Here is a 22,266-nt window from a genome sequence, read left to right on the forward strand (position 1 = left end):
CGCCGTTATGTCACTTTCTGTGAGATTCGGCATGTAAGGCGGCGCTGGTACTGGTATGGGCATGGCGGCCATACTTTTCGGAGCCTCACCGGAAGGTGATCTTCCGCGATGGCCGTCCCCGTACCCCGGACGCCCCGCAAGGACGCCCCATGAGCACGCTCGATTCCCTGATCGTCGCCGTCAACGACGGTCTCTGGACCTACCTGCTGATACCGCTGGTGGTCTGCGCCGGCCTGTACTTCACGGTCCGCTCCCGGGCCGTGCAGCTGCGGCTCTTCCCGGAGATGCTGCGCGTGCTCAAGGACAAGTCGCAGCCCAGGGCGGACGGCACCAAACCGGTCTCGTCCTTCGGCGCCTTCACCATCTCGGCGGCCGCGCGGGTCGGTACGGGCAACATCGCGGGCGTCGCCACCGCCATCACCCTGGGCGGCGCCGGAGCGGTGTTCTGGATGTGGGTGATGGCCCTCGTCGGCGGCGCCTCGGCGTTCGTCGAGTCGGCGCTGGCCCAGCTCTACAAGGTCCGTGACGACAAGGACGGGGACGGCAAGGACGGGGACGGCACCCCCTCCGGTACGTACCGGGGCGGCCCCGCCTACTACATGCAGCGCGGGCTCGGGAAACGCTGGCCCGGCGTGCTGTTCGCGGTCGCCATCACCGTGACCTTCGGGTTCGTCTTCAACGCCGTGCAGTCCAACACGATCACCTCGGTCGCCTCCGGGTCCGTCTCCGGCAGCGGTTCGTCGTGGTTCGCCCCGGCGGTCGGCCTGCTGCTGGCCGTCCTGCTGGGCGTCGCGATCTGCGGCGGCGTCCGCCGCATCACCTCCGTCACGACCGTCCTCGTACCGGTCATGGCCGTCGTCTACCTGCTGCTGGGCACCGCCGTCGTCCTCCTCAACCTCGGCGACCTGCCGCGGGTCCTCGGCGACATCGTCGGCGGCGCGTTCGGCTTCAAGGAGCTGGCGGCCGGTGGGATCGGCGCGGCGATCCAGCAGGGTGTCCGGCGCGGCATGTTCTCCAACGAGGCGGGCCTGGGCTCGGCGCCGAACGCGGGCGCCGCCGCCGAGGTCACCCACCCGGTCAAGCAGGGGCTCGTCCAGTCCCTCGGCGTCTTCTTCGACACCCTGCTGATCTGCTCGATGACCGCCTTCATCATCCTGACGACCACCCCGGAACTGGGCGGCCGGCAGGGCGCCGACCTCACCCAGTCCGCGCTGACCGACACGCTCGGCGGCTGGGCCGGTCACGTGCTGACGGCCGTCGTCTTCCTGCTCGCCTTCAGCTCCATGATCGGGAACTACTACTACGGCGAGTCCAACATCGGCTTCATGACGCGGCGCGCCTGGGTCCTGCCCGTCTACCGCGCCCTCGTCCTCGCGGTCGTCTTCCTCGGCGCGCTGGGCTCGGTCGGCGTCATCTGGAACCTCGCCGACGTCTTCATGGGCCTCATGGCCCTCATCAACCTCCTGGCCATCATCCCCCTCTCGGCCATCGCCTTCCGCCTCCTGGACGACTACACGGCCCAGCGCCGGTCCGGCCTCGACCCGGTGTTCACCCGGTCCCGGATGCCGGATCTGACGGGGGTGGAGTGCTGGCCGGACACGCCGACGGCGCCCGGGCGCCGGGAGACGGCGGGGGCGGGGACGGCCTAGCCTCTCGCGCCGTCCGCCCCCAGCCGCTGGGCGCCGTCCACCGGCGCCCCCGTGGCGGCGTTCAGGTCCGCCAGTGCCTGCTTGCCGAAGCCGAAGAAGTACGTCGCCAGAAAGCCGGCCGCGTAGCCGATCAGCAGGCCGAGGGCGTAGACGACGAGGGTGGCGCCGAGGGACTGGTCGCCCTTGAGCAGGGGGAACAGGGCCCAGCCCGACGGGCCGATGGCGGTGGAGCCGGCCGTCGTGCCGAGCTGGTTGAACAGGCCCACGAAGCCGCCGCCGAACGCGCCGCCCACGCAGGCGGTGACGAACGGGCGGCCCAGCGGCAGCGAGACGCCGTAGATGAGGGGTTCGCCGACACCGAGGAACCCGGCGGGCAGCGCGGACCTGACGGTCCTGCGGATCGAGCGGTTGCCGGGCAGGCGGAAGTAGACCGCGAGGGCGGCGCCCACCTGGCCGGCGCCGGCCATCGCGAGGATGGGCAGCAGGACCGTGTAGCCCTGCTGCTCGATCAGCGTGGTGTGGATGGGGATCAGGGCCTGGTGCAGACCGAGCATGACGAGCGGCAGGAAGAGGCCGCCGAGCAGGAACCCGGCCGCAGCGCCGCCGTGGGCGAGCAGCCAGTTCGCGCACGTACCGATCGCGGTGGCGACCTCGCCGGCCAGGAACATCAGGCCGAAGAGCGTGACCAGGCCGGAGACCAGTACGGTCACGGTGGGCGTGACCAGGACGTCGAGCGCCTCGGGGACGTACCGGCGGCACGCCTTCTCGACCTGGACGGCGAGCAGCGCCGCGCCCAGGGCGCCGAGCACCCCGCCCTGGCCCGGTGAGAGCTGCTGGCCGAAGGCGCTCACCTGGGCGACACCCGCGTACACGATGATCGCGGCGACCGCGCCGCCCAGGACGGGCGTACCGCCGAACTCCTTCGCGGTGTTGTGGCCCACGAAGACCGCGATCAGGGACATGAAGCCGGAGGCGATGGCGGCCAGTGCCGGGACGAGGGCGGGCAGTACGCCGAAGTTGGTCAGCAGGCCGTTCAGTCCGGCGATGATGCCGCAGCCGATGAGGGCGGGGATCAGCGGGACGAAGACGTCGGCGATCCGGCGGAGGAAGAGTTTGACCGGGGTCGCGTTCCTGGCCTTCCGGCGGGCTTTGAGGGCGGCGCCCTGGGCGGCCAGGTCTTCGGCGGTGGAGGGGATGGGAGTGGGGGTGGGATCGGTGCTGTCAGGGGTTGTCGGTGAGGTTGCCGGTGAGGGCTGCGGTGAGGTGTCGGGGGCGGGGGACGCGTCGCGGCCGGCGTCGACCAGGGCGGCGAACTCCGGGGTGACGCGGGCGACCGTCCCCGGACCCAGCACGATCTGGTACGTGTCGTCCTCCACCACGCCCAGGACGGCGGGCAGCGCCTTCAGGGCGTCGTCCCGGACCAGCGAGCGGTCCGCGACGCCGAGGCGCAGCCGCGTCATGCAGTGGGCGACGGACGTGACGTTGGCGGCGCCGCCGACCAGAGGGAGGAGCGCGGCGGCGGTGGCGCGGTTCTTCTCATCGGACATGTGATGTGGTGCCTTGCTGTGCGTACGTGCCGGGACGGGCTGGCGGCGGCGGGAACGCCTGGCCGGTCAGCCGTCCTGAAGGGGCGGGGTGTGCAGGGCGGTGTGCAGCGCGGCCCTGAGGTGGCCGCGGGAGTCGGCCAGCAGCCGGGCCGCCGTCGGCCCGTCGACCCCGGCCAGGACGACCAGGATGGCGTTCTTGACCTCCCCGTCGGTGGCGGCGAGCGCGGCCTCGATCTCCGGGTCCCCGGCGCCGGTGGCCAGCGCCACGATGCGGCGCGAGCGGGCCCGCAGCTTCTCGTTGGAGGCGCGGACGTCCACCATCAGGTTCCCGTAGGTCTTGCCCAGCCGGATCATGGTGATGGTCGAGAGCATGTTGAGGACCAGCTTCTGCGCCGTGCCGGCCTTCAGCCGGGTGGAGCCGGTGAGGAGTTCGGGCCCGACGACGACTTCGATGCCGTGGTCGGCGGCCGCGGCCAGCGCCGAGCCCGCGTTGCAGGACAGGCCGACGGTCAGCGCACCGCGGGCCGCGCGGGCGTGTTCGACGGCGCCGATCGCGTACGGGGTGCGGCCGGAGGCGGAGACGCCGACCACCGTGTCGTCGGCGGTCAGACCCAGCGCGTCCAGGTCGGCGGCGGCCAGCTCCTTGCTGTCCTCGGCGCCCTCGACGGCGGCGACCAGGGCGGTGGGGCCGCCCGCGATCAGGCCCACGACCTGCGACGGGTCGGTGTTGAAGGTGGGCGGGCACTCGCTCGCGTCCAGCACGCCGAGGCGGCCGGCCGTGCCCGCGCCCGCGTAGACCAGCCGGCCGCCGCGCGCCATCCGCTCGGCGGTGGCGTCGATGGCGGCGGCGATCTCCGGGAGCCGGTCGGCGACGGCGGCGGGGACGGTGGTGTCCTCGCCGTTCATCGTGCGGGCGATCTCCAGGGTGGACAGCCGGTCGATCTCGGCGAGTTCGGGCCGGAAGGCTTCGGTGGTGAGCGTGTCGAGCTGGGCGCGCAGCTGGGCGTACTCGGCGGGGGAGGTCATGGCGGTGGCGGCTCTTTCCGGGCGCGTACGGCTCGGCGGGGGCGCGTACGGCTCTCGACGGGGGCGCGGAGGCGGCGGGCGGGACACCGGGCGGGGCCGGGGGCCCCGGCGCGGCCGGCGGGCGGGCCGGGGGTCAGCGGTGGGGCGTACGGGGCGAGTGGCGGTGGGCGAGCGCTTCGTAGGAAGCGGACAGGGCGGGCGCCGCGGTCTCGTACGTACGCTGTGCGACGCCCACGAACAGGCAGTCCACGACCAGCAGTTGGCTGGTGCGCGAGGACATGGCGGCGGGGCGCAGCTCGCTCTCCCGGGCCGTGGACGTGGTCAGGACGTGATCGGCGTACGAGGCGATGCCGCCGTCCGGGCGGCCGGTGATCGCGATGGTCGTCGCGCCCCGGTCGAAGGCGACCCGCAGCGGCTCTATGACGTCGGTGGTACGCCCCGAATGGGTGATCGCGATGGCCACGTCACCGGCGCGCATCTGGACCGCGTTGGTCACCGCGAGGTGCGGGTCGGAGTGGGCGTGCGCGATCAGGCCGATCCGCAGCAGCTTCTGGACCAGGTCCTGGCCGACGAGGTTGGAGGCCCCTATGCCGTACACGTCGATGCGCCGGGCCGCGGCCAGCGCGCCGACCGCCGCCTCCAGCTGCGTCAGGTCCAGACCGGCCGCGGTGTCGGCCAGGCACTGCTGTTCCTCCTGGGCCAGCTTCGCGACCACGTCGGGGAGCGCGTCGTCGACCGCTATGTCGGCGGTGACGGCGGGTGCGCGGCCGGTGGCCTGCTGGGTGGCGAGGGCGGCCAGCGCGATGCGCAGGTCGCGGTAGCCCGGGTAGCCGAGCAGGCGCGAGGTCCGTACGACGGTGGCCTCGCTCGTGCCCGTACGTTCCGCGAGGCCGGTGACGGTGAGCGCGGCGCAGCCGGCCGGGTCGCTCGCGACAGCCTCCGCGACCCGCTGCATGGAACGGGTCATGGACGGCGCCAGCGTGCGCACCTTGGCGGCCAGGGCCGCGGGGGCGGGCGGGCTCGGGGCGGCCCGTGCGGCGGCGCCGGAGTCCTTGAAAGTTTCCTTCAGGTCGGGGCTCACAGCTGAAAAGTAATTTCAGCGGCGGTCCGCGTCAATACCCGTCGGGTGCCGTCCGGGCGTCGACCGGTCAGTGTGCGGCCGGTGTGCGGCAGGAGTGCGGCCGGTGGCGCGGGCAGCCGGAGCGGTTGTCAGTGGTGCGGGAGAGAATGGGGGGCATGGAGCTCGAACAGGCACTGCACGCGGCCCGCGCGCTGGTCCTCGCGGACCTGGTGGCGGGCGAAGTCGCCGACGCGGAGATCGTCTCGATGGTCGAGGATTCCGTGACGCACCGCCGATGGTGGGTGGAGCAGTGGCCCGAGGGCGCCGAGTTCGTGGCCGGGCTGATAGCGCAGGACGTCCAGGACGCGCTCCTGGAGCGGTACGGCCGCTGGCCGCTGTGCCCCGTGTGCCTGCACGGCGGCGATCCGCACGCCCTCGACGTCGAGCCCGAATTGGGCCCCGACCCGCACTGGGTCTGCCCCAAGACGGCGGTCTCGGTGGCCAGGGTCGGCTCGCTGGGCGCCACCGCAGGAGGCTGACATGGCGCTCTACATCGACCCGCCGACCTGGCCCGGGCACGGCCGGATGTGGTCCCACCTCGTCAGCGACGCCTCGTTCGAGGAACTGCACGCCTTCGCCGCGCGCATCGGCTGCCCCCGCAAGGCGTTCGACCGCGATCACTACGACATACCGGCGGAGCGGCACGCGGACGCGGTGCGCGCGGGCGCGCTGGAGGCCGGCAGCAGGGAGCTGGTCCGCCTCCTGCGCGAGGCGGGCCTGCGCCGTCCGAAGAGCCGGGAGGGCGGAGCGGTGGGGCAGTAGGGGAGGGGGAGAGCGGCGGCAGGGAGTAGCGGGCGGGTGGGGTGCCGCGTCGGTATCGCATCGGGATCGGTACCGCATCGGGATCGGGGCCGGGTCGGTCCGGGTCGGTCCGGGTCCGGGGCGGGCCGGGATCCGGAAACGGCGAAGGCCCGCCCGGGGTGCCGGGCGGACCTGTAGGGGGTGGGGCGGGCGCGGCGTGCCCTCAGCTCCGGTCCGCCGCCTCCACCGTCCCCGCCGCTTGCGCCGTCCTGGCGGTCTCGGCCGCGTGCCCGGCCTCCACCGTCCCGGCGGTCCCGCCCGTGCGCGCCGCCGTGTGCTGCGCCGCACCCGCCGAGGAGGCGACGAGGCGGGAGGTGCTCTTCGTACGGTGCAGCCGCAGGGCGACGAGGGTGGTGGCAACGCCCAGCGCCGCGAGCGCCGCGGCCGTCCACGCGACGGCCGGGTAGCCCCAGCCCGCGCTGATGACGAGCCCGCCGAGCCACGGCCCGAGGGTGTTGCCCATGTTGAAGGCGGAGGTGGTGGTCGCGCCGGCCAGCGTCGGCGCGGCGGTCGCCACGTTGAACATCCGGGCGTTCAGGGCCGGTGCGGTGGCGAACGCGGTGACGCCGAGCAGCAGCGAGAGGGTGACGGCGGCGACGGAGTTCTGTGCGGTCAGGGCCAGCAGCGTCAGCACGGTGGCCGAGGCGCCGATGCCCCCGATGATCGTTCCGAACGGGTGCGCGTCCGCTGTGCGTCCGCCGACGAACGTACCGATCAGCGCGCCGACACCGAACAGCGCCAGTACGGTCGGCACGCTGCTCTCGGACAGCCCGGCCGTGTCGGTCAGCAGCGGCGCCAGGTAGGAGAACAGCGCGAAGACCGCCGCGCCGTTCAGCGCGGTGCCGATCAGTGCCAGCCAGACCTGCTTGTCGCGGTAGATGCTCAGTTCGCGGCGGAGCACGGGGCGCTCGTCACCGGTCGGCACGGCCGTCCGCGGCACCAGCGCGACCACGCCGACCAGGCCGATCGCCGAGAGGACCGCCACCGCCCAGAAGGCGGACCGCCAGCCCGCGTGCTGCCCGAGCAGCGCGCCGGCCGGCACCCCCGCGATGTTGGCGATGCTCAGCCCGCCGACCATGACGGCCATCGCCTTGGCGCGTGCCGTGACCGGCACCAGCGACACCGCGACCGCCGCGCCGACCGCCCAGAACCCGGCACAGGCCAGCGCGCTGACCACGCGGGAGACGAACAGCACGCCGTACGACGGTGCCACCGCGCCCGCGACCTGCCCGAGCCCGAAGACGGTGAGCAGGGCTATCAGCGTGGTGCGGCGGGGCAGTTGCAGGGTGGCGCCGGCGAGCACCGGCGCGCCGACCACCATGCCGATCGCGAAGGCGGAGACCAGGAGACCGGCCTGGGGAATGGTCACCCCCATGTCCCGGGCCAGGGGCTGGAGGATGCCCGACAGCATGAATTCGCTGGTGCCGAGGGCGAAGACGGAGAGTCCGAGGACGTAGACGGCTAGAGGCATGCGGGTGCGATCGGGATGGTCTTGCATGTCACGCACGAACAGTGCTGATGCGCATGACATTCCCGGCCACGGCGCCGATCCCGGAACGGTACCGGGCGGTTCCGGGCGGATGGCCGGGTCGCGCCCCCGCGGCGTTTCGCCCCCTCGGCCCGGGGTACCCCGGCGGCTCCGCCCGGTTCGCGACGGCGAGGAGTCCGGACGGGGTGTACGGCAAGGAGGTGCGTATGAGGCGTACGAGGACGGTGGTCAGCGGTGTGCTGACGGGCATCGGCACCGCGGCGTTCATCGACGAGACGGTGTTCCACCAGCTGCTGCACTGGCACCACTTCTACGACAAGTCGACCACGGACGTCGGCCTGGTCTCCGACGGGCTGTTCCACGCGGGCAGCTGGCTCGCGATGGTGGCGGGCCTGGTCCTGTACGCGGACGTCCGGCGCCGCGGGACGCTGGTGCCCCGGGCGTGGTGGGGCGGACTGTGCCTGGGGCTGGGCGGGTTCCAGCTCTACGACGGAACGTTCCAGCACAAGGGGCTGGGCATCCACCAGATCCGGTACGGCGTGGACCTGGCGCCGTACGACTGGACGTGGAACGGGATCGCCGTACTCCTCCTGGTGGCCGGCGCACTCCTGCTGGTGCGCGCCTCCCGTACGCCTCCACGCACCACGTCGTCGCACACCGCCCCGACCGCCACCTCCCGCAACCGATGACGCCTGCCACGACCGTCCCGTCCGCCATGCCCGCCCTGTCCGGCGCGTCCGGCGGCACCCTGCCCCCGCTCTTCACCACGGCCGTCACCGCCACCGCCGTCCTCGGCTGCCTCGCCTACCTGGCCGCCGCGGCCCGGCTGCGCGCCCGCGGTGACGCCTGGCCGTACGGGCGCGACGCGCTGTTCTGCGCGGGCGGCGTGGTCCTGGTGGCGGGCGTCGCCGAGCCCTGGGGCGCCGCGCCGCCGTTCACCGCGCACATGCTCACGCACCTGTGCGTGGGCATGGTGGCGCCGCTGCTCCTGGTGCTCGGCCGCCCCCTGACGCTGACCCTGCGCACCGCGCCCGTCCCCGTACGCCGCGTCCTGGTGGCCCTGACCCGCTCGCGCTGGGCGGCGCTCCCGGTGCTGCCGCCGGTGGCGGCCCTGCTCGACTTCGGCGGGCTGTGGCTGCTGTACCGCACGCCGCTGCTGTCGGTCAGCCACCACAACCCCTGGCTGAACACGGCCGTGCACGTCCACATCCTGCTAGCCGGCCTCGCGTTCTCCTTCGGACTGCTCGCCCTGGACCCCGTACGCCACCGCCCCGGCTTCGGCCTGCGGGCCGCTGTGCTGCTGGCGGCGGGCACGGCACACGCCGTCCTCGCCAAGTCCCTGTACGCGGCGGGCCCGCCCGGCACCTCCTTCGGTGCCGCCGACCTGCACCTGGCCTCGCAGGTCATGTACTACGGCGGCGACGCCGTCGAGCTCGCGCTGGCGGCCGTCGTGGCGTGCCGCTGGTACCGGGCCGAGGGCCGTGCCCTGCGGCGCGCGCGGCGCGCGGGCCGGCCGGCGCCGTGCGGTACGACGACGGCCGCCGTCACCCGGTCGTGAGCAGCTCCAGCTCGGTGGTCAGGTTGCGGCGGGCCACCCGCTCCCACTGCTGCTTGCCGTACGGCGTCCGGAACAGGCTCGTCATGTCCAGGAGGTGCCGCAGCACCTCCGCGCGCCCGGCGCGGAACTCGCGGTCCGGCACGAACCCGTACTCCTCGCGGACGGCGGCGGCGTAGGCCGCGTACTGCTCGGGCGCCCCGGCCAGGACCGCCAGGTCCGCGTCGCACAGGGCCGCGCCGTTGTGGTCGTCGGGGGCCGGGTCGTGGCCCGCGGTGAGGCGTACGAGGCGGGCGACCTCGGCCGTACATGCGTCGTCGATGCCCAGCTCGGGCAGCGCGCGCTCGGCGAGGGCGGCGCTGCGCTCCTCGTTCTCGGAGCGTTCGGGCCGGTAGACCGCGTCGTGGAACCAGGCGGCGAGGCGGACGGCGTCCCAGTCCACGGGGACACCGGCGTCCAGGTCCGTCGCGTGCACGGCCAGCTCGTCGATGCGGTCCAGTACGGCGATGAGGTGGCCGGTGGTGTGGTACCGGCGCTGCGGCTCGGACCAGCGGCCGAGGAGGTTGTCCGCGTACGGGGCCGGGTCGGGGCCGGCGGGGCCGCTGCCGCCCCGGGCGCCGGCGACGGCGGTGGCCCAGCGGTGGTGCAGGTCCGGGAACGGGTCGGCGCCGCCACCGAAGTGGGTGTGGGCCGTACCGGACGGAGGTGTCGTGCGAGCCATACGGCCCATTGTGCCCGGGAGGAGGTCAAGAGGGGGTTTCCGGTCGAGTACCGGGGCGTTGTGGTCCCGGCGGGCGGGTCGGCCCGTACCCTGGATATTGGACTAGACCTGTCGTCCTCTCGCTGTCCGTGTCGGCATCCCGTCCAGTCCTGCTGAAGTCGTCACGTCGAAGGAATGGGGACCCATGACCAAGCGCGCACTCCTGGAGGTGATCGCGCTCGATGCCGCCGACGCGGTGGCCGCCCAGGCCGGCGGGGCGGACCGCCTCGAACTCGTCAGCGACATGGCCGCCGACGGTCTCACCCCGTCGCCGCGGACCGTCGCGGCGGTCCGGGCGGCCGTCGACATCCCCGTACGGGTGATGCTGCGGGCGGCCGACGGCTTCGCGGCAGGCGATGTCGACGTCCTGTGCGCGTCGGCCGCCGCCCTGCGGGCCGAAGGGGCGGAGGAGTTCGTCTTCGGCTTCCTGGACGCGGACGGCCGGCCGGACCTGGCCGCCGTCCAGGCGCTGGCCGCCGCGGTCGACGGCTGCCGGTGGACGTTCCACCGGGCCATCGACCGGGCCGCCGACCGCGACGCGCTGCGCAAGGAGCTGGCCGGGCTGCCCGGCCTCGACACGTACCTGACGGCGGGGTCGCCGGCCGGCGTCGAGGACGGGCTGCCGACGCTGCTGGCCGAGCGGGCCCGTACGGCGGAGGGCGAGCCCGGCTACGGGCCGCGGCTCCTGATCGGCGGCGGGCTGGTGCTCGCGCACCTGCCGGAGCTGCTGGCGGCCGGGATGGACGCCTTCCACATCGGCGGCGCCGCCCGTCCCTCCGGATGGGAAGCACCGGTGGACGCGGGGGCCGTGGCCGCGTGGCGGGAGGCGCTGGAGGGGGTGCCGGTCTAGGCCCTGTCGGACATTCCCGCCTGCCGCGCGCCGCCTGGTGCGCGCGGCCTGCCCTTCGGGCGAACGACGGGAATGTGACGACAGGACCTAGAGCCGGGCGGGGGACTGGTGCTGCGGTTCCGTACGGGGCCGCAGCGCCGATGCTCCATCCGAGGCCCCCTCCGGGACCGCTGTGGCCACCGCAGCCGTCGCCCGCCGTCGCGTCGTCACCACCGCCGAGGCCAGGGCCAGGAGGGCGATCACCGCCGACGCCAGCGGGAACCAACGTGGCCCCAGCAGCCCGACGGCGACGCTGCCCGCGCCGCCGCCCGCGGCCATGCCCAGGTACAGGGCGCTGCTGTTGAGCGACAGCAGCAGGGGCGCGTCGGCCGGGGCGAGGGAGGCCATCCGGTGGGACAGCGAGACGGCCACCGCCCAGGCGAAGAGCTGGACGACCAGGACGTACACGAGGGCGCCCGCCAGGGTGAGCGACAGCCAGGGCAGGGCGAGGAAGCCGGCCGTCGTCATGGCCGCACCGGTGACCATGACGGTCCGTACGCCCAGCCGGTCCACCGCCCGGCCGCCCAGCCAGCTGCCCGCGACCGAGGCCAGACCCGCGACGAACATGACCAGGGTCAGCCGGCTCGCGTCGCCGCCGGTGGCCGGGCGTACCGCCGTCGCCAGGAAGATGTAGACGCTCTGCACGGCGAGGAAGAAGAGGAACGTGGTGCCGATGCCGCTCAGGACGCGGCGGTCGCGCAGCGGCACCAGGCGTTCGCGCAGGCCGGGTGCGGCCGCCGGGGCGGGAATGCCGCGCAGCAGTACGGCGAGGCCCGCGAGTGCCACGGCGCCGAGCACGACGACGAGCCACATCGTCAGCCGCCAGTCGGCGTCGCCGATGTACGTGCCGAGGGGGACGCCGAGCGCGGTCGCGACCGTCATCCCGCCCATCACCGTGGCCAGCGCGCGCCCGCGGCGCTCGGGCGGCGCGATCGAGGCGGCGGCCGCGCTGGCGGCCGGGGTGTAGAGCGCGGCGCCGGCCGCGGCGAGTACCCGGGTGGCGAGCAGCAGCGGGTACGTGGGGGCGAGGGCGCTCAGCGCGTTGCCCAGGGTGAAGACGGTGAGGGCGGTGAGCAGCAGCCGCCGCCGCGGCCAGCGGGCCGTGAGGGCGGCGAGCGGCGGGGCGAGCACCGCGTACCCGAGGGCGAAGACGGTGACCAGCTGTCCCGCGGCCGGTACGGAGATGTCCAGGTCGGCGGCGATGTCGCCGAGGAGGCCGGCCATCACCATGGTGTCGGTCCCGACGGCGAACGCGCCGAGGGCGAGCAGAAGCAGACGAAGACGCACGGGTGTCCTTCCCGGTACGGCGCGTGCGACGGGTGGGGCAGCCGCGACGCCGGGTAAAGTTTGATGTGCGTCAAACGATATGGATTGTTGGACGGTTGTCAAACAATCCGACCCCGCGCCGGGAGAGGAGCACGCCGTGGCGGACGACGAGGAACAGCTGCTGCCGCAGCCGGAGACCGCCGACATCGAGCTGGTCAAGGTGCTGCACGCACTGGGCGACCCGACCCGGATGCACCTCTTCCGGGTCTACGCGACGGGCGAGCAGTACGACTGCTCCTCCGAACGGCTGGGTCTGAACCACTTGCACAAGTCGACGGTCTCCCACCACATGCGGATCATGCGCGAGGCCGGCCTCGCCTCGACCCGGGCCGTCGGGCGCAACCGCTACGTACGGCTGCGCCGCGCCGACCTCGACGCGCGGTTCCCCGGGCTGGTGGAGTCGCTGCTGGCGTCCTTGCCGGCCTCGGAGGAGTGAGGGGACGGTCTCGGACGCCCGTGGAGTCGCTGCCGGCGTCCTTGCCCCCCGCGGAGAAGTGCGGGGACCGGCTCAGACGTTCCCGGAGCGGTGACGGAACCGGCTCACCCGGCGGACGTGCCCAGCTGCTCCGGCAGGGGGGCCGCGTGGACCACCGCCAGCCCGGAGACCGCGCGGGTCAGGCACACGTACAGGCGGCGCAGGCCGGTGCGTTCGTCCGGTTCGCCGTCGACGATCGCGGCGGGCTCGTCGACCACCACGTAGTCGTACTCCAGACCCTTGGCGAGCGTGGCCGGGACCAGGGTCAGACGGGACTCGGCCGAGGTCTCCTCGCCGGGCGCCAGGACGGCCGTTCCCGCCGCTTCCAGCGCCGCGCGCAGGGCGGGCAGCCGGGCCTCGGCCGCGATCAGGCCGATCGATCCTTCCTTGGCCAGCGCCTCGTTGCAGGCAGCGACGACCGCGCCGTCCAGCTCCGCCGACGGCACCGGCCGGATCGCGAAGTCCCCCGCGGACTCACGGATCGAGGTGGCCTCGGTCAGCTCGGGCGCGATCGCGGGCAGCAGCCGCGAGGCGTAAGCGATCACCTCGCGCGGCACGCGGAAACCGAGCGTCAGCTCCTCGATCTGCGCGCCCGGCTTGCCCAGGTGGACCAGCGCCTCCTCCCACGTGTTCGTGGACCACGGCGTGGTGCCCTGGGCGATGTCGCCCAGGATCGTCGCCGAGCCGGTCGTACAGCGCCGCCCCACCGCCCGGTACTGCATCGGCGACAGGTCCTGCGCCTCGTCCAGCACCACGTGGCCCAGGGAGTGCGTACGGGAGACCAGGTCCGCCGCCTCGTCGATCAGCACCGCGTCCGCCGCCGACCACTTGGCGCTCTTCACACTGCGGGCCGGCTTCGCCCACAGGACCGTCTTCTGCTCCTCCGGCGTCAGGATGCCCTCCGCCTGCGCGGCCAGGAACTCCGCGTCGGACAGCAGCCGCAGCACCAGCTTCGCCGGATCGACCGGCGGCCACACCTCCTTGACCACGGCCTTGACCGCCGCGTTGCGCGCCACCGCGTCCTGCACCCGGTCGTCCGGCGCCTCGCCCGCCTGCTCCATCCGTACGAGCACCGCGTGCGCGATGCGCTGCGGCAGGGCCTCCCGGGCCGCCCCGTAACGGATGTCGCGGCGCCGCAGTTCCTCGACGATGTCCTCGATCTCGTACGCAGGCACCCGCCAGCGCCGCGAACCGCGCACCACCACACATGCCTCGGACGGCGCCCGCACCTGCGACCACACCGCCCGCCGCAGCACCTCCGCCAGCCGCGCGTCCCCCTTGACCGTCGCCGCCGCCGCGTCGTCCGTGCCCCGCACCTCGACGTGCGCCACCAGGTCGTCGACGGTGGCCTGCTTGACCTCCAACTCGCCCAGCGCGGGCAGCACCTGCTCGATGTAGTGCAGGAACGAGCGGTTCGGGCCGATGACGAGCGTGCCGGAACGGGCCAGCCGCTCGCGGTGCGCGTACAGCAGGTACGCGACCCGGTGCAGGCCCACCGCGGTCTTGCCGGTGCCCGGCGCCCCCTGGACACAGACCGTGCCGCCGATGCCGGCGCGCACGATCTCGTCCTGCTCCGGCTGGATCGTCGCCACGATGTCGCGCATCGGCCCCACGCGCGGCCGTTCGATCTCGGTCTGGAGCAGCTTGCTGTGCTGTTCCGCCTCGGCCGGGTCGGTCAGGTGCTCGTCCTCGTACGCGGTCAGCTGCCCGCCGGTGTAGCCGAAGCGGCGGCGCAGGTCGAGGTCCATCGGGTCCTTCTTCGAGGCCCGGTAGAACGGCTGCGAGACCGGCGCGCGCCAGTCGATGACCATCGGGTCGCCGTCGGCGTCGTGGACGTGCCGGCGGCCGATGTAGAAGTTCTCGCCCGCCGCGCCCTCGGCCGCGTCCACGCCCGGGGCGTGCAGGTAGTCCAGGCGGCCGAAGAACAGCGGGGTGTGGGCCAGGTCGGCGAGCGCCTTGATACGGGCGTCGACCTCGCCCTGGAGCACTTCGGCGTTGACCCAGTTCGCGGTGACGTCCGCGATGTTGAGCGCCTCGGCGTCCGCGCGCATGGCGCGCAGCGCCGCCCGGGAGGCGGCGAGGTGGGCGCGTTCGCGCTCCAGCGGGCCGGGCCGGTCGTGGGTCTGGTCGTGGGCGTGCGAGGGCACGGTGTTGCCTCCGGCGGATCCGGCTACGGATGTACGTGACGGCGTACTCGTAGGCGCCTGCAGATGCGTGAAGCGGGAAGCCGGCCGGTTTCCGTGCGGCCGGCGGCACTCCGCTCAGGCTCTGAGGGAGGCGGGCAGACCGGCGATTGTAGCCAGCAGGTATCCGGGGGCGCCAACGGATTTCCGCGGCGGGGCCGGGTGGCGGTGCCGGGGACCGCCACCGCGCTTCCGCACCGGACCCTGGCCTTCCACTCGGCGGGCCCCTGGCCTTCCACTCGGCGGGCCCCTGGCCTTCCACTCGGCGGGCCCTGACCTTCCATCCGGCAGACCCCTGACCTTCCGCCCGGTCCCGTCCATCTCCCGTAGGGGGCGGGATAGGCCCTGGGACTGACCAAAGACCGGTCAGGGATGGACCCGTGGGCCGATGTGCGGGCCCCGCGGGAAAACCATCATGGAGGTATGAGCAGCGCAACCATCACCCCAGGCACCCTGCACCCTACCCACGGCGCCACCGCCCTCGGCGCGGACGCCGCCCACGCGCCGCACACCCACGGGCAGCGGCACATGGCCGGCAACGTCTTCCGCGCGGTCAAGGTCTTCGCCGCCGCCGCGGTCAGCGTCGTCCTCCTCGGGGAGTACGCGGAAGACTGAGCCCGTCCCCGAGTACGCCGGATTTCCGCATCTGAGCCCTCTCCCGCCCCGGACCGATACCCAACCAGCATCCGGATGACCGGAAACCGTTACAAACAGTCGGTCTCGATCGACTAGCGTCGCCGCAGACAGCGTGCGTCCGGCGACGAGGAGGGGCCAAACAAGTGTCTGCCGCCGAGGGGACGCGGTCGCTACCGCACAGACGGCCGTGGACGCGGCATCTCACGCGCCCGGACAAGAAGACGATCGCCGCAGCGGTACTGCTCCTGCTGTCCCTGGCCGGGCTGGCCGCCGTGTTCCGGCTGGTGAGCCTGTCCATGTCGGACATAGCGGTCTACCGTGCCGAAGGCGAGGCCGCGGCGACCGGCGGTGACCTGTACGGCTTCACCGTCACCGAGTGGAACCTCCCCGCGACGTACCCGCCCTTCGCGGCCCTGCTGTTCATCCCGACGACCTGGCTCCCGCTCGGTGCTCTCAAGGTCGCCTCCGTCCTCGTCAACGTGGCCCTCGTCCCGGTCCTGCTGCACCTCTCGTACCAGGCCGCGTACACCCCCGGCACCGGCGGCTCCGCGGGCGCGTCCCGGCTGCGGCGCGCGCGGACCCTGCCCGTCGTGCTGGCCGCCACCGCGGTCGCCATCTGGCTCGAACCGTTCTTCCAGACGCTGGTCTTCGGGCAGATCAACATCGCGCTGACCTGCCTCGTCCTGTGGGACCTGGCCCGCCCGGACGGCGCCCGCCTGAAGGGCTTCGCGGTCGGCATCGCCACGGGCGTCAAGCTCACCCCGGCGGTGTTCGCCGTCTATCTGCTGATCACCGGCCGGGTACGGGCCGCCTGCACCGCCCTGGCCGGTTTCGTCTGCTCCGTGCTGCTCGGCGTGCTCGTCCTGCCGGACGCCAGTGTGGAGTTCTGGACCCGGCGGATGTTCGAGACCGGCCGGGTCGGCAAGGCGTGGATCGTCGACAACCAGTCCTTGCAGGGCCTGCTGGCCCGCTGCCTGCACACCGCCGAACCGGGCCTGCTGTGGGCGGGCGCGGCGCTGCTGACCGGCATGGCCGGACTCCTCGTCGCCCGCCAGGTCCACATGCGGCGCGGCCTGGACTCCTGGGGCGTGCTGTGCACCGCGGTCACGGCCCTGCTCGTCTCACCGATCAGCTGGTCGCACCACTGGGTGTGGTGCGTACCGCTGCTGGTCACCCTCGGGGCGCACGTCCGCGGCGTACGGTGGCGCCGCGTGCTGCTGGTGGCCGTGGCGGTCCTCTTCACGGCCCGCACGATGTGGATCCTCCCGCACCAGGGCGACCTCGACCTGCAGCTCTCCTGGTGGCAGCAGCCGCTGGCGGCCCCGTACCCGGTCCTGGGGCTGGCGATGCTGGCGGCGGTGGCCTGGTGGAGCCGCCGGGCCCCGGCCGTGCCGCTGTCCACCCTGGTCCGCCGCCCCTTCCCGCTGCCACGCGCCGCCCGCCCGTCCCGCGAACTGAGCACCCGCGTCCCGGAACGCTGAGGCGGGGCCGGGCGGGCGCCGGGACAGAGGCGAACGCTGAATCGTCCTCCCCGGCTCAGTCCTCCGCCAGCAGCTCCGTCGCGTCCACGATCCGGTACGCGTACCCCTGCTCCGCCAGGAAGCGCTGCCGGTGGGCCGCGAAGTCCTGGTCCACGGTGTCGCGGGCGACGACCGAGTAGAACCGCGCCTCGTGCCCGTCCGCCTTGGGCCGCAGCACCCGCCCCAGCCGCTGCGCCTCCTCCTGCCGGGACCCGAACGTGCCCGACACCTGGATCGCGACCGTCGCCTCCGGCAGGTCGATCGAGAAGTTCGCGACCTTGGAGACGACCAGCACGGAGATCTCGCCCTCCCGGAACGCGTCGAAGAGCTTCTCGCGCTGCGCGTTGGTCGTCTCACCCTTGATGACCGGCGCGTCCAGATGCTCGCCCAGCTCGTCGAGCTGGTCGATGTACTGCCCGATCACCAGCGTCTGCTCGCCCTGGTGCCGCCGGACCAGCGCCTCGGTCACACTCTGCTTGCTGGCCGTCGTCGCGCAGTACCGGTACTTCTCCTCCGGCTCGGCCGTCGCGTACGCCAGCCGCTCCGACTCGGTCAGGCTGACCCGCACCTCGACACAGTCCGCCGGCGCGATGTACCCCTGCGCCTCGATCTCCTTCCACGGCGCGTCGAAACGCTTCGGGCCGATCAGCGAGAACACGTCCGACTCGCGCCCGTCCTCCCGCACGAGCGTCGCGGTCAGCCCCAGCCGCCGCCGTGCCTGGAGGTCGGCGGTGAACTTGAAGACCGGCGCGGGCAGCAGGTGCACCTCGTCGTAGACGATCAGCCCCCAGTCGCGGGAGTCGAACAGCTCCAGGTGCGGGTAGACGCCCTTCCGCTTGGTCGTCAGCACCTGGTACGTGGCGATGGTGACCGGCCGGATCTCCTTCTTCGTACCGCTGTACTCGCCGACCTCCTCCTCGGTCAGCGAAGTCCGCTTCACCAGCTCGTGCTTCCACTGCCGCGCCGAGACGGTATTGGTGACCAGGATCAGCGTGGTCGCCTTGGCCCGCGCCATCGCACCGGCTCCTACCAGCGTCTTTCCGGCACCGCACGGCAGGACGACGACACCCGACCCGCCGTGCCAGAAGCCTTCCACGGCCTGCTCCTGGTAGGGCCGCAGCGACCAGCCGGCCTCGTCCAGTTCGATCGGATGCGCCTCGCCGTCCACGTACCCGGCCAGGTCCTCGGCCGGCCAGCCCAGCTTGAGCAGTGTCTGCTTGATCTGCCCGCGCTCCGACGGATGCACCACCACCGTGTCCGGGTCCAGCCGCGCCCCCACCAGCGGCTGCACCTTCTTCGACCGCAGCACCTCCTCCAGCACCGGCCGGTCGGTGGTGGTGAGCACCAGCCCGTGCGCCGGGTGCTTGCTCAGCGTCAGCCGCCCGTACCGCGACATCGTCTCGGCGATGTCCACCAGCAGCGCGTGCGGCACCGGGTAGCGCGAGAACCCGACCAGCGCGTCCACGACCTGCTCGGCGTCGTGCCCGGCCGCCCGCGCGTTCCACAGCCCGAGCGGCGTCACCCGGTACGTGTGCATGTGCTCCGGCGCCCGCTCCAGCTCGGCGAACGGCGCGATGGCCCGCCGGCACGCCTCCGCCTGCTCGTGGTCGACTTCCAGCAGCAGCGTCTTGTCGCTCTGGACGATGAGAGGTCCGTTCACGCGCCTCGCCTTTCGCGTCACCTGCACCCGGCCGTTCCCCAGCCCCGACCGCGGCACCCGGCCGTCCGTACGGCCAAACGTCCAGTGTGCCTCATGCGCGGGCGGTCACATCGGGGTCGCTGCGAGGCGGTGGTCACCGCCGGGGGGACGGAACGAGCGGGGCGTATGTCAAGCCGACGGCGCGATGTCAGTGGCCGGTGTCACACTGATGTCGATGGTTCCGGCTGAGGAGGTGGCGTGATGAGCGTGGCTCATGAAGATCACTACGGTCCCTGGACGATAGAGGAGGTCCTGGCTTTGGGGGAGGACCGTGGGCAGCGTCGCGAATTGATGGGGGAAGCGCTCTTGATGTCACCAGCTCCGGGATCCAAGCACCAGCGGGCCTCGTTCCGCCTGGCCTCTTTGTTGGATGCCGCCATTGTGTCAACAGGTGCTCCGGCCGAGGTGCTGGAGGCGGTCAACGTGATCCTGCCCGACGGCCTCTTCATCCCGGACGTCGCTGTGGTGGATGCCGCCGCTGCCGCTCAGGACCCGACGAATTTCGACGCCGAGGCCGTGCTGCTCGTGGTCGAGATCGTTTCGCCGTCGTCGTCCGGGCGCCGTACCGACCGGCTGCTCAAGCCGCCGTACTACGCGGAGGGCGGGATCGAGCACCTGTGGCGGCTGGAGCTGGAGCCCGTGCCGACCCTGGTCGTCTGCGAGCTGGAGAACGGCCGGTATGTGGAGCGGGCCGTGGCCGAGGCCGGGCGGACGACGCTGATCGAGAAGCCGCTTCCGGTCGAGGTGGACCCGGGAGCTCTGGTGCGGCAGCGGCGCTGACGGCTCAGGGGGCGGGCGCTTCGTGGAGCCGCGGCCGTCCCCTCACGAAGCCGTCTCGTCCGCCAGTTCCGCCACGCCCGTGATGCGGTGGAGGGGGAAGGTGCGGACCTCGTCGGCGGTGTGGTCGTAGGCGGTGACGAAGCCGCCTTCGACGCGGACGGGGGCGATGACGCGCTGGCTGGCGGCGCCGTCGGCGTTGACGTAGCCGATCCAGAGGGTGGCGTTGGTCAGGACGGCGGCCTGCATGGTGGCGAGGGTTTCGGCGGAGGTGGTGCGCGGGAGGGCGCCGGGGGCCGGGGTGGGGGTGGTCGTGGGTTTGCGTTCGGCGGTGGCGGCCAGGTCGCCGGCGCGGATGGCGCGGACCGCCGCTTCGAGGAGGGTGGTGTCGGGGGCGGGCGGGCCCTCGGGGACCGGGGTGGGCGCGGTGCGGGGCGGGGTGCGGTAGGCGTCCGGGCGGGCGATCAGGACGTCGCCCTCGGCGGATTCGGCGGCGGGGGCGTAGCCCATCGCGCGCAGGCCCTCCAGGAGTTGTTCGGGCGGGGCGGCCGAGGCCAGCACGGTCGGGGCGAGCCGGCGCAGACGCAGGGCGACGGCGCGGCGGTCGGCGAGGATCTCGGTCAGGAGCGCGTCGTCGTCGCAGCGTACGTAGGCGGAGGCCGCGCCGACGCGGAGCCGGCCGTGGCGCCGGGCCACGTCGTCGATGAGGTAGGCGAGTGGCTGCGGCACGGGGGTGCGGGAGTGCGCGGTGAGGAAGGACTGCAGTTCGGCGGCGGAGCGGCCGGCGTCCAGGGCGCGGCGTACGGAGGCCGGGGTGAAGCGGTAGACCGTGGCGCCGCCCTTGGACTCGATGTCGGCGAGCACACCGAGCGCGTCGGCGAGGGGGCGTTCGAGGGGGCCGGGGGCGACGGCGGTCAGGTCGGCCTGGAGGAGGACGTGGTCGAGGGGTTCGGGGAGGAGCGGGGCGAGGAGGGCGGCGGCGCGGGTGGCGGCGTCCTCCGTGCTGGTGTGCGTGGCCTCGGTGCCCGCTTCCAGGAGGACGCGGGTGTGGGTGGCGAGGGCGCCGCGGCCGGTGATGCCGAGGAGTTCGGCTTCGGCCAGCGTCCACCGGGCGATGCGGGAGCGCAGGTCGTCGGTGGCGGCCGGGGCGGAGGGCCCGCCCGCGTTCCGGGCCGCGTCGGAAGCGGAAGCGGAAGCAGAGGCGGAAGCGGAAGGGGTGGGGGCCGCGGAGGCCGGGTCGGGGCGGCGGGTGGCTGCCTTGGTGCCGCTGTTGGCGTTGGGGGGCGCTGCCTGGGCCGCGCCGCGCAGCGGGCGTTCCCAGCGCAGGCGGTCCAGTACGGCTCCGGCCGGTACGGACGCGCCGGGGGCCAGGGACGCGAGCAGGGTGAGCGTCCGGCGGCGTACCTCGGGGGCCGCGGAACGGTCGAGGTTCGGGCCGAGCGCGGCCAGGGTGCGGCCCTTCGGGTCGGGGGTGCCGACCAGCCCGGCCGTACGGGTCGCCGCGAGCCAGGCGGTGGCCAGCCGCGCCCAGCGCTCTTCGGCCGGGAGATGGCGCCAGTCCTCGGCGGCGGGGGTGGGCGCGTACCGTTCGTCGGCCTCGCCGTCGGAGGCCAGCAGCCCGGCCGCGTAGGCGAGTTCCAGCCAGAACGCGGCGGTCTGTTCGGCGACGTCCAGGGCGGCGGCGGTCCGCTTGAGGTCGCGGACCGACAGGCCGCCGGCGCGCAGGACGCCGGGGCCGCCGAGGTCCCACTCCTTGAGCAGCTCCTCGACGGTGGCCAGCGCGGTGAACGCCTGGCCGGCGGCGGCACTGTCCACAAGCTGTGGATCACGCTCGGTGGTGGGCGCGAGGGCGGGCGGCAGTGGCTCGGGAACGCGGTGCGCGCGCCCCGCGCGCAGGTGGAGCGCGGCCTCGCGGGGCAGGACGACGTTGCGCGGCCCGACGGGCAGCAGCAGGCCACGGTCCAGCAGCCACTGGAGGTGCGCGGCGGGCCGGTCGGTGACGGCACCGTACGGCGGGCCCCAGACCAGCCGGTCCAGTACGGCGTGTGCCTCGCCGGGCGCGCCGCCGAGCAGCGCGGCCATCCGCGTACGGTCCTCGAACAGCCCGGTCAGGGCGGCGACGGCGGTCACCGGGTCGTGGGTCGCGGCCAGCCCGGCGGCGGCCAGGATCTCCTGGAGGCGGCCGGGCGACATGCCGGACGTGGCTTCGGCGACGGTCGGGCCCAGGCCGGTGGGGGAGGGGTGCGCGGGTCCGGGCGCGAGCAGTTCGCGGGCCGTACGGACGAGGCGCAGCCGGTCGTCGCCGCCCCAGACCAGCGCCTGGTCGCGCAGGGTGCGCAGGGCGCGGGGCAGTTCGGTGGTGATGGCGGTGGTGGTGCCGGGCGTGAGGTCTGCCGGTTCCGCGTCTGCCGCGTCTCCCGCCATCAGCCTCAGCAGCGTCCCGGACGGGCAGGGGTCCGGTGCCACCGCCAGCGCCTCGGCGGTCTGCAGCGCGAAGCGGTCCAGGCGCTCCACGGCCCGGACGACCGAGGCGCGGGTGCCGGCCCGGGTGGCGAGCTGGGTCAGGTCGCCGGGGACCGGATTGAGCAGATCGGGGCGGGCCCGCAGCAGGTCGGCGAGCCCGCTGTCGGGGCGGGTGCGGAGCTCTTCGGCGAGCGTGCGGGGTGTTTCACTCATCCGCTACACGGTAGCGGGGGCGTGTGACGTTGTCGGGTGCAGCGCCGCGCCGGACGGCTCCCGGTAGCCGGGGCGGACGCCTCCCGGCCGCCGGGGCGGGTGCGGGGCCGGCGACGGCGGACGGGCGGGTACGCCCAC

The 22,266-nt window shown here is 73.7% G+C and carries 19 protein-coding genes; 10 read left to right on the forward strand and 9 right to left on the reverse strand.

All coding sequences use genetic code 11. The annotated features are described in order from the left end of the window. The first annotated feature begins 149 nt into the window (after positions 1-149). Entirely contained in the window at positions 150-1,649 is a 1,500-nt protein-coding gene (locus JXZ78_RS13690; RefSeq protein WP_030022294.1) for an alanine/glycine:cation symporter family protein, read from the forward strand. On the opposite strand, the gene JXZ78_RS13695 is transcribed toward JXZ78_RS13690, so the two are convergent. The 3 genes from JXZ78_RS13695 to JXZ78_RS13705 form a co-directional block, all read right to left on the reverse strand. Further along, positions 1,646-3,196 carry a PTS transporter subunit EIIC gene (locus JXZ78_RS13695; protein WP_050502753.1) on the reverse strand — a complete coding sequence of 517 codons (1,551 nt, stop codon included), beginning with the start codon at positions 3,194-3,196 and terminating at the stop codon, positions 1,646-1,648. The genes JXZ78_RS13690 and JXZ78_RS13695 overlap by 4 nt on opposite strands. Positions 3,197-3,262: 66 nt before the next feature. Then, the gene (gene murQ / locus JXZ78_RS13700) at positions 3,263-4,222 is read right to left on the reverse strand and encodes an N-acetylmuramic acid 6-phosphate etherase (RefSeq protein WP_033038774.1); all 960 of its coding nucleotides are present in this window, start codon (positions 4,220-4,222) and stop codon (positions 3,263-3,265) included. A gap of 133 nt (positions 4,223-4,355) precedes the next feature. Next, on the reverse strand, positions 4,356-5,303 hold the full coding sequence (locus tag JXZ78_RS13705; protein ID WP_030022291.1) for a MurR/RpiR family transcriptional regulator: 948 nt from the start codon (positions 5,301-5,303) through the stop codon (positions 4,356-4,358). A gap of 155 nt (positions 5,304-5,458) precedes the next feature. Here JXZ78_RS13705 and JXZ78_RS13710 point away from each other — a divergent pair, with 155 nt between their 5' ends. Both JXZ78_RS13710 and JXZ78_RS13715 read left to right on the forward strand, forming a co-directional pair. After that, on the forward strand, positions 5,459-5,821 hold the full coding sequence (locus JXZ78_RS13710; protein ID WP_167745453.1) for a DUF8819 family protein: 363 nt from the start codon (positions 5,459-5,461) through the stop codon (positions 5,819-5,821). A gap of 1 nt (position 5,822) precedes the next feature. Next, positions 5,823-6,104 carry a DUF4031 domain-containing protein gene (locus JXZ78_RS13715; protein ID WP_030022288.1) on the forward strand — a complete coding sequence of 94 codons (282 nt, stop codon included), beginning with the start codon at positions 5,823-5,825 and terminating at the stop codon, positions 6,102-6,104. Between the two features lie 202 nt (positions 6,105-6,306). On the opposite strand, the gene JXZ78_RS13720 is transcribed toward JXZ78_RS13715, so the two are convergent. Continuing rightward, the gene (locus JXZ78_RS13720) at positions 6,307-7,614 is read right to left on the reverse strand and encodes a Cmx/CmrA family chloramphenicol efflux MFS transporter (protein WP_078624480.1); all 1,308 of its coding nucleotides are present in this window, start codon (positions 7,612-7,614) and stop codon (positions 6,307-6,309) included. Positions 7,615-7,838: 224 nt separating this feature from the next. Here JXZ78_RS13720 and JXZ78_RS13725 point away from each other — a divergent pair, with 224 nt between their 5' ends. Both JXZ78_RS13725 and JXZ78_RS13730 read left to right on the forward strand, forming a co-directional pair. Further along, the gene (locus JXZ78_RS13725) at positions 7,839-8,321 is read left to right on the forward strand and encodes a DUF2243 domain-containing protein (RefSeq protein ID WP_030022284.1); all 483 of its coding nucleotides are present in this window, start codon (positions 7,839-7,841) and stop codon (positions 8,319-8,321) included. Then, on the forward strand, positions 8,318-9,190 hold the full coding sequence (locus JXZ78_RS13730) for a cytochrome c oxidase assembly protein (RefSeq protein WP_238783090.1): 873 nt from the start codon (positions 8,318-8,320) through the stop codon (positions 9,188-9,190). Before JXZ78_RS13725 ends, JXZ78_RS13730 begins: the two co-directional genes overlap by 4 nt. Here the strand turns inward: JXZ78_RS13730 and JXZ78_RS13735 are convergent. Continuing rightward, positions 9,177-9,908: an HD domain-containing protein gene (locus tag JXZ78_RS13735; protein ID WP_208870197.1), complete on the reverse strand. Its 732-nt coding sequence runs from the start codon at positions 9,906-9,908 to the stop codon at positions 9,177-9,179. The genes JXZ78_RS13730 and JXZ78_RS13735 overlap by 14 nt on opposite strands. 184 nt (positions 9,909-10,092) lie before the next feature. On the opposite strand from JXZ78_RS13735, the gene JXZ78_RS13740 reads away from it, so the two are divergent. Then, positions 10,093-10,797 carry a copper homeostasis protein CutC gene (locus JXZ78_RS13740; protein WP_030022280.1) on the forward strand — a complete coding sequence of 235 codons (705 nt, stop codon included), beginning with the start codon at positions 10,093-10,095 and terminating at the stop codon, positions 10,795-10,797. 87 nt (positions 10,798-10,884) lie between these two features. Here JXZ78_RS13740 and JXZ78_RS13745 read toward each other — a convergent pair whose 3' ends face one another. Beyond that, positions 10,885-12,123, reverse strand: a complete 1,239-nt coding sequence (locus JXZ78_RS13745) for an MFS transporter (RefSeq protein ID WP_063726134.1) — start codon at positions 12,121-12,123, stop codon at positions 10,885-10,887. 136 nt (positions 12,124-12,259) lie between these two features. Between JXZ78_RS13745 and JXZ78_RS13750 the strand changes: the two genes are divergently transcribed. Then, a complete protein-coding gene (locus tag JXZ78_RS13750) occupies positions 12,260-12,598 on the forward strand; it encodes an ArsR/SmtB family transcription factor (protein ID WP_030022276.1) in 339 nt (112 codons plus the stop codon). Between the two features lie 104 nt (positions 12,599-12,702). On the opposite strand, the gene JXZ78_RS13755 is transcribed toward JXZ78_RS13750, so the two are convergent. Then, positions 12,703-14,784, reverse strand: coding sequence for a HelD family protein (locus JXZ78_RS13755; RefSeq protein ID WP_030022274.1), 2,082 nt, complete (start codon positions 14,782-14,784; stop codon positions 12,703-12,705). Positions 14,785-15,243: 459 nt separating this feature from the next. On the opposite strand from JXZ78_RS13755, the gene JXZ78_RS13760 reads away from it, so the two are divergent. Together JXZ78_RS13760 and JXZ78_RS13765 are read left to right on the forward strand one after the other, a co-directional pair. Next, complete coding sequence (locus tag JXZ78_RS13760; RefSeq protein ID WP_030022272.1) at positions 15,244-15,435, forward strand: hypothetical protein; 192 nt, start codon at positions 15,244-15,246, stop codon at positions 15,433-15,435. A 164-nt stretch (positions 15,436-15,599) separates the two neighbouring features. After that, positions 15,600-16,937: a glycosyltransferase 87 family protein gene (locus JXZ78_RS13765; protein WP_050502752.1), complete on the forward strand. Its 1,338-nt coding sequence runs from the start codon at positions 15,600-15,602 to the stop codon at positions 16,935-16,937. A gap of 55 nt (positions 16,938-16,992) precedes the next feature. Here JXZ78_RS13765 and JXZ78_RS13770 read toward each other — a convergent pair whose 3' ends face one another. Next, entirely contained in the window at positions 16,993-18,636 is a 1,644-nt protein-coding gene (locus JXZ78_RS13770) for a DNA repair helicase XPB (protein WP_030022270.1), read from the reverse strand. 240 nt (positions 18,637-18,876) lie between these two features. Here JXZ78_RS13770 and JXZ78_RS13775 point away from each other — a divergent pair, with 240 nt between their 5' ends. Beyond that, positions 18,877-19,455, forward strand: coding sequence for a Uma2 family endonuclease (locus JXZ78_RS13775; RefSeq protein ID WP_030022268.1), 579 nt, complete (start codon positions 18,877-18,879; stop codon positions 19,453-19,455). Between the two features lie 42 nt (positions 19,456-19,497). Here JXZ78_RS13775 and JXZ78_RS13780 read toward each other — a convergent pair whose 3' ends face one another. Next, a complete protein-coding gene (locus tag JXZ78_RS13780; RefSeq protein WP_030022266.1) occupies positions 19,498-22,128 on the reverse strand; it encodes a helicase C-terminal domain-containing protein in 2,631 nt (876 codons plus the stop codon). Between the last annotated feature and the right edge of the window lie 138 nt (positions 22,129-22,266).

It is taken from the genome of Streptomyces monomycini, from assembly GCF_022271435.1.
Taxonomy (GTDB): domain Bacteria; phylum Actinomycetota; class Actinomycetes; order Streptomycetales; family Streptomycetaceae; genus Streptomyces; species Streptomyces monomycini.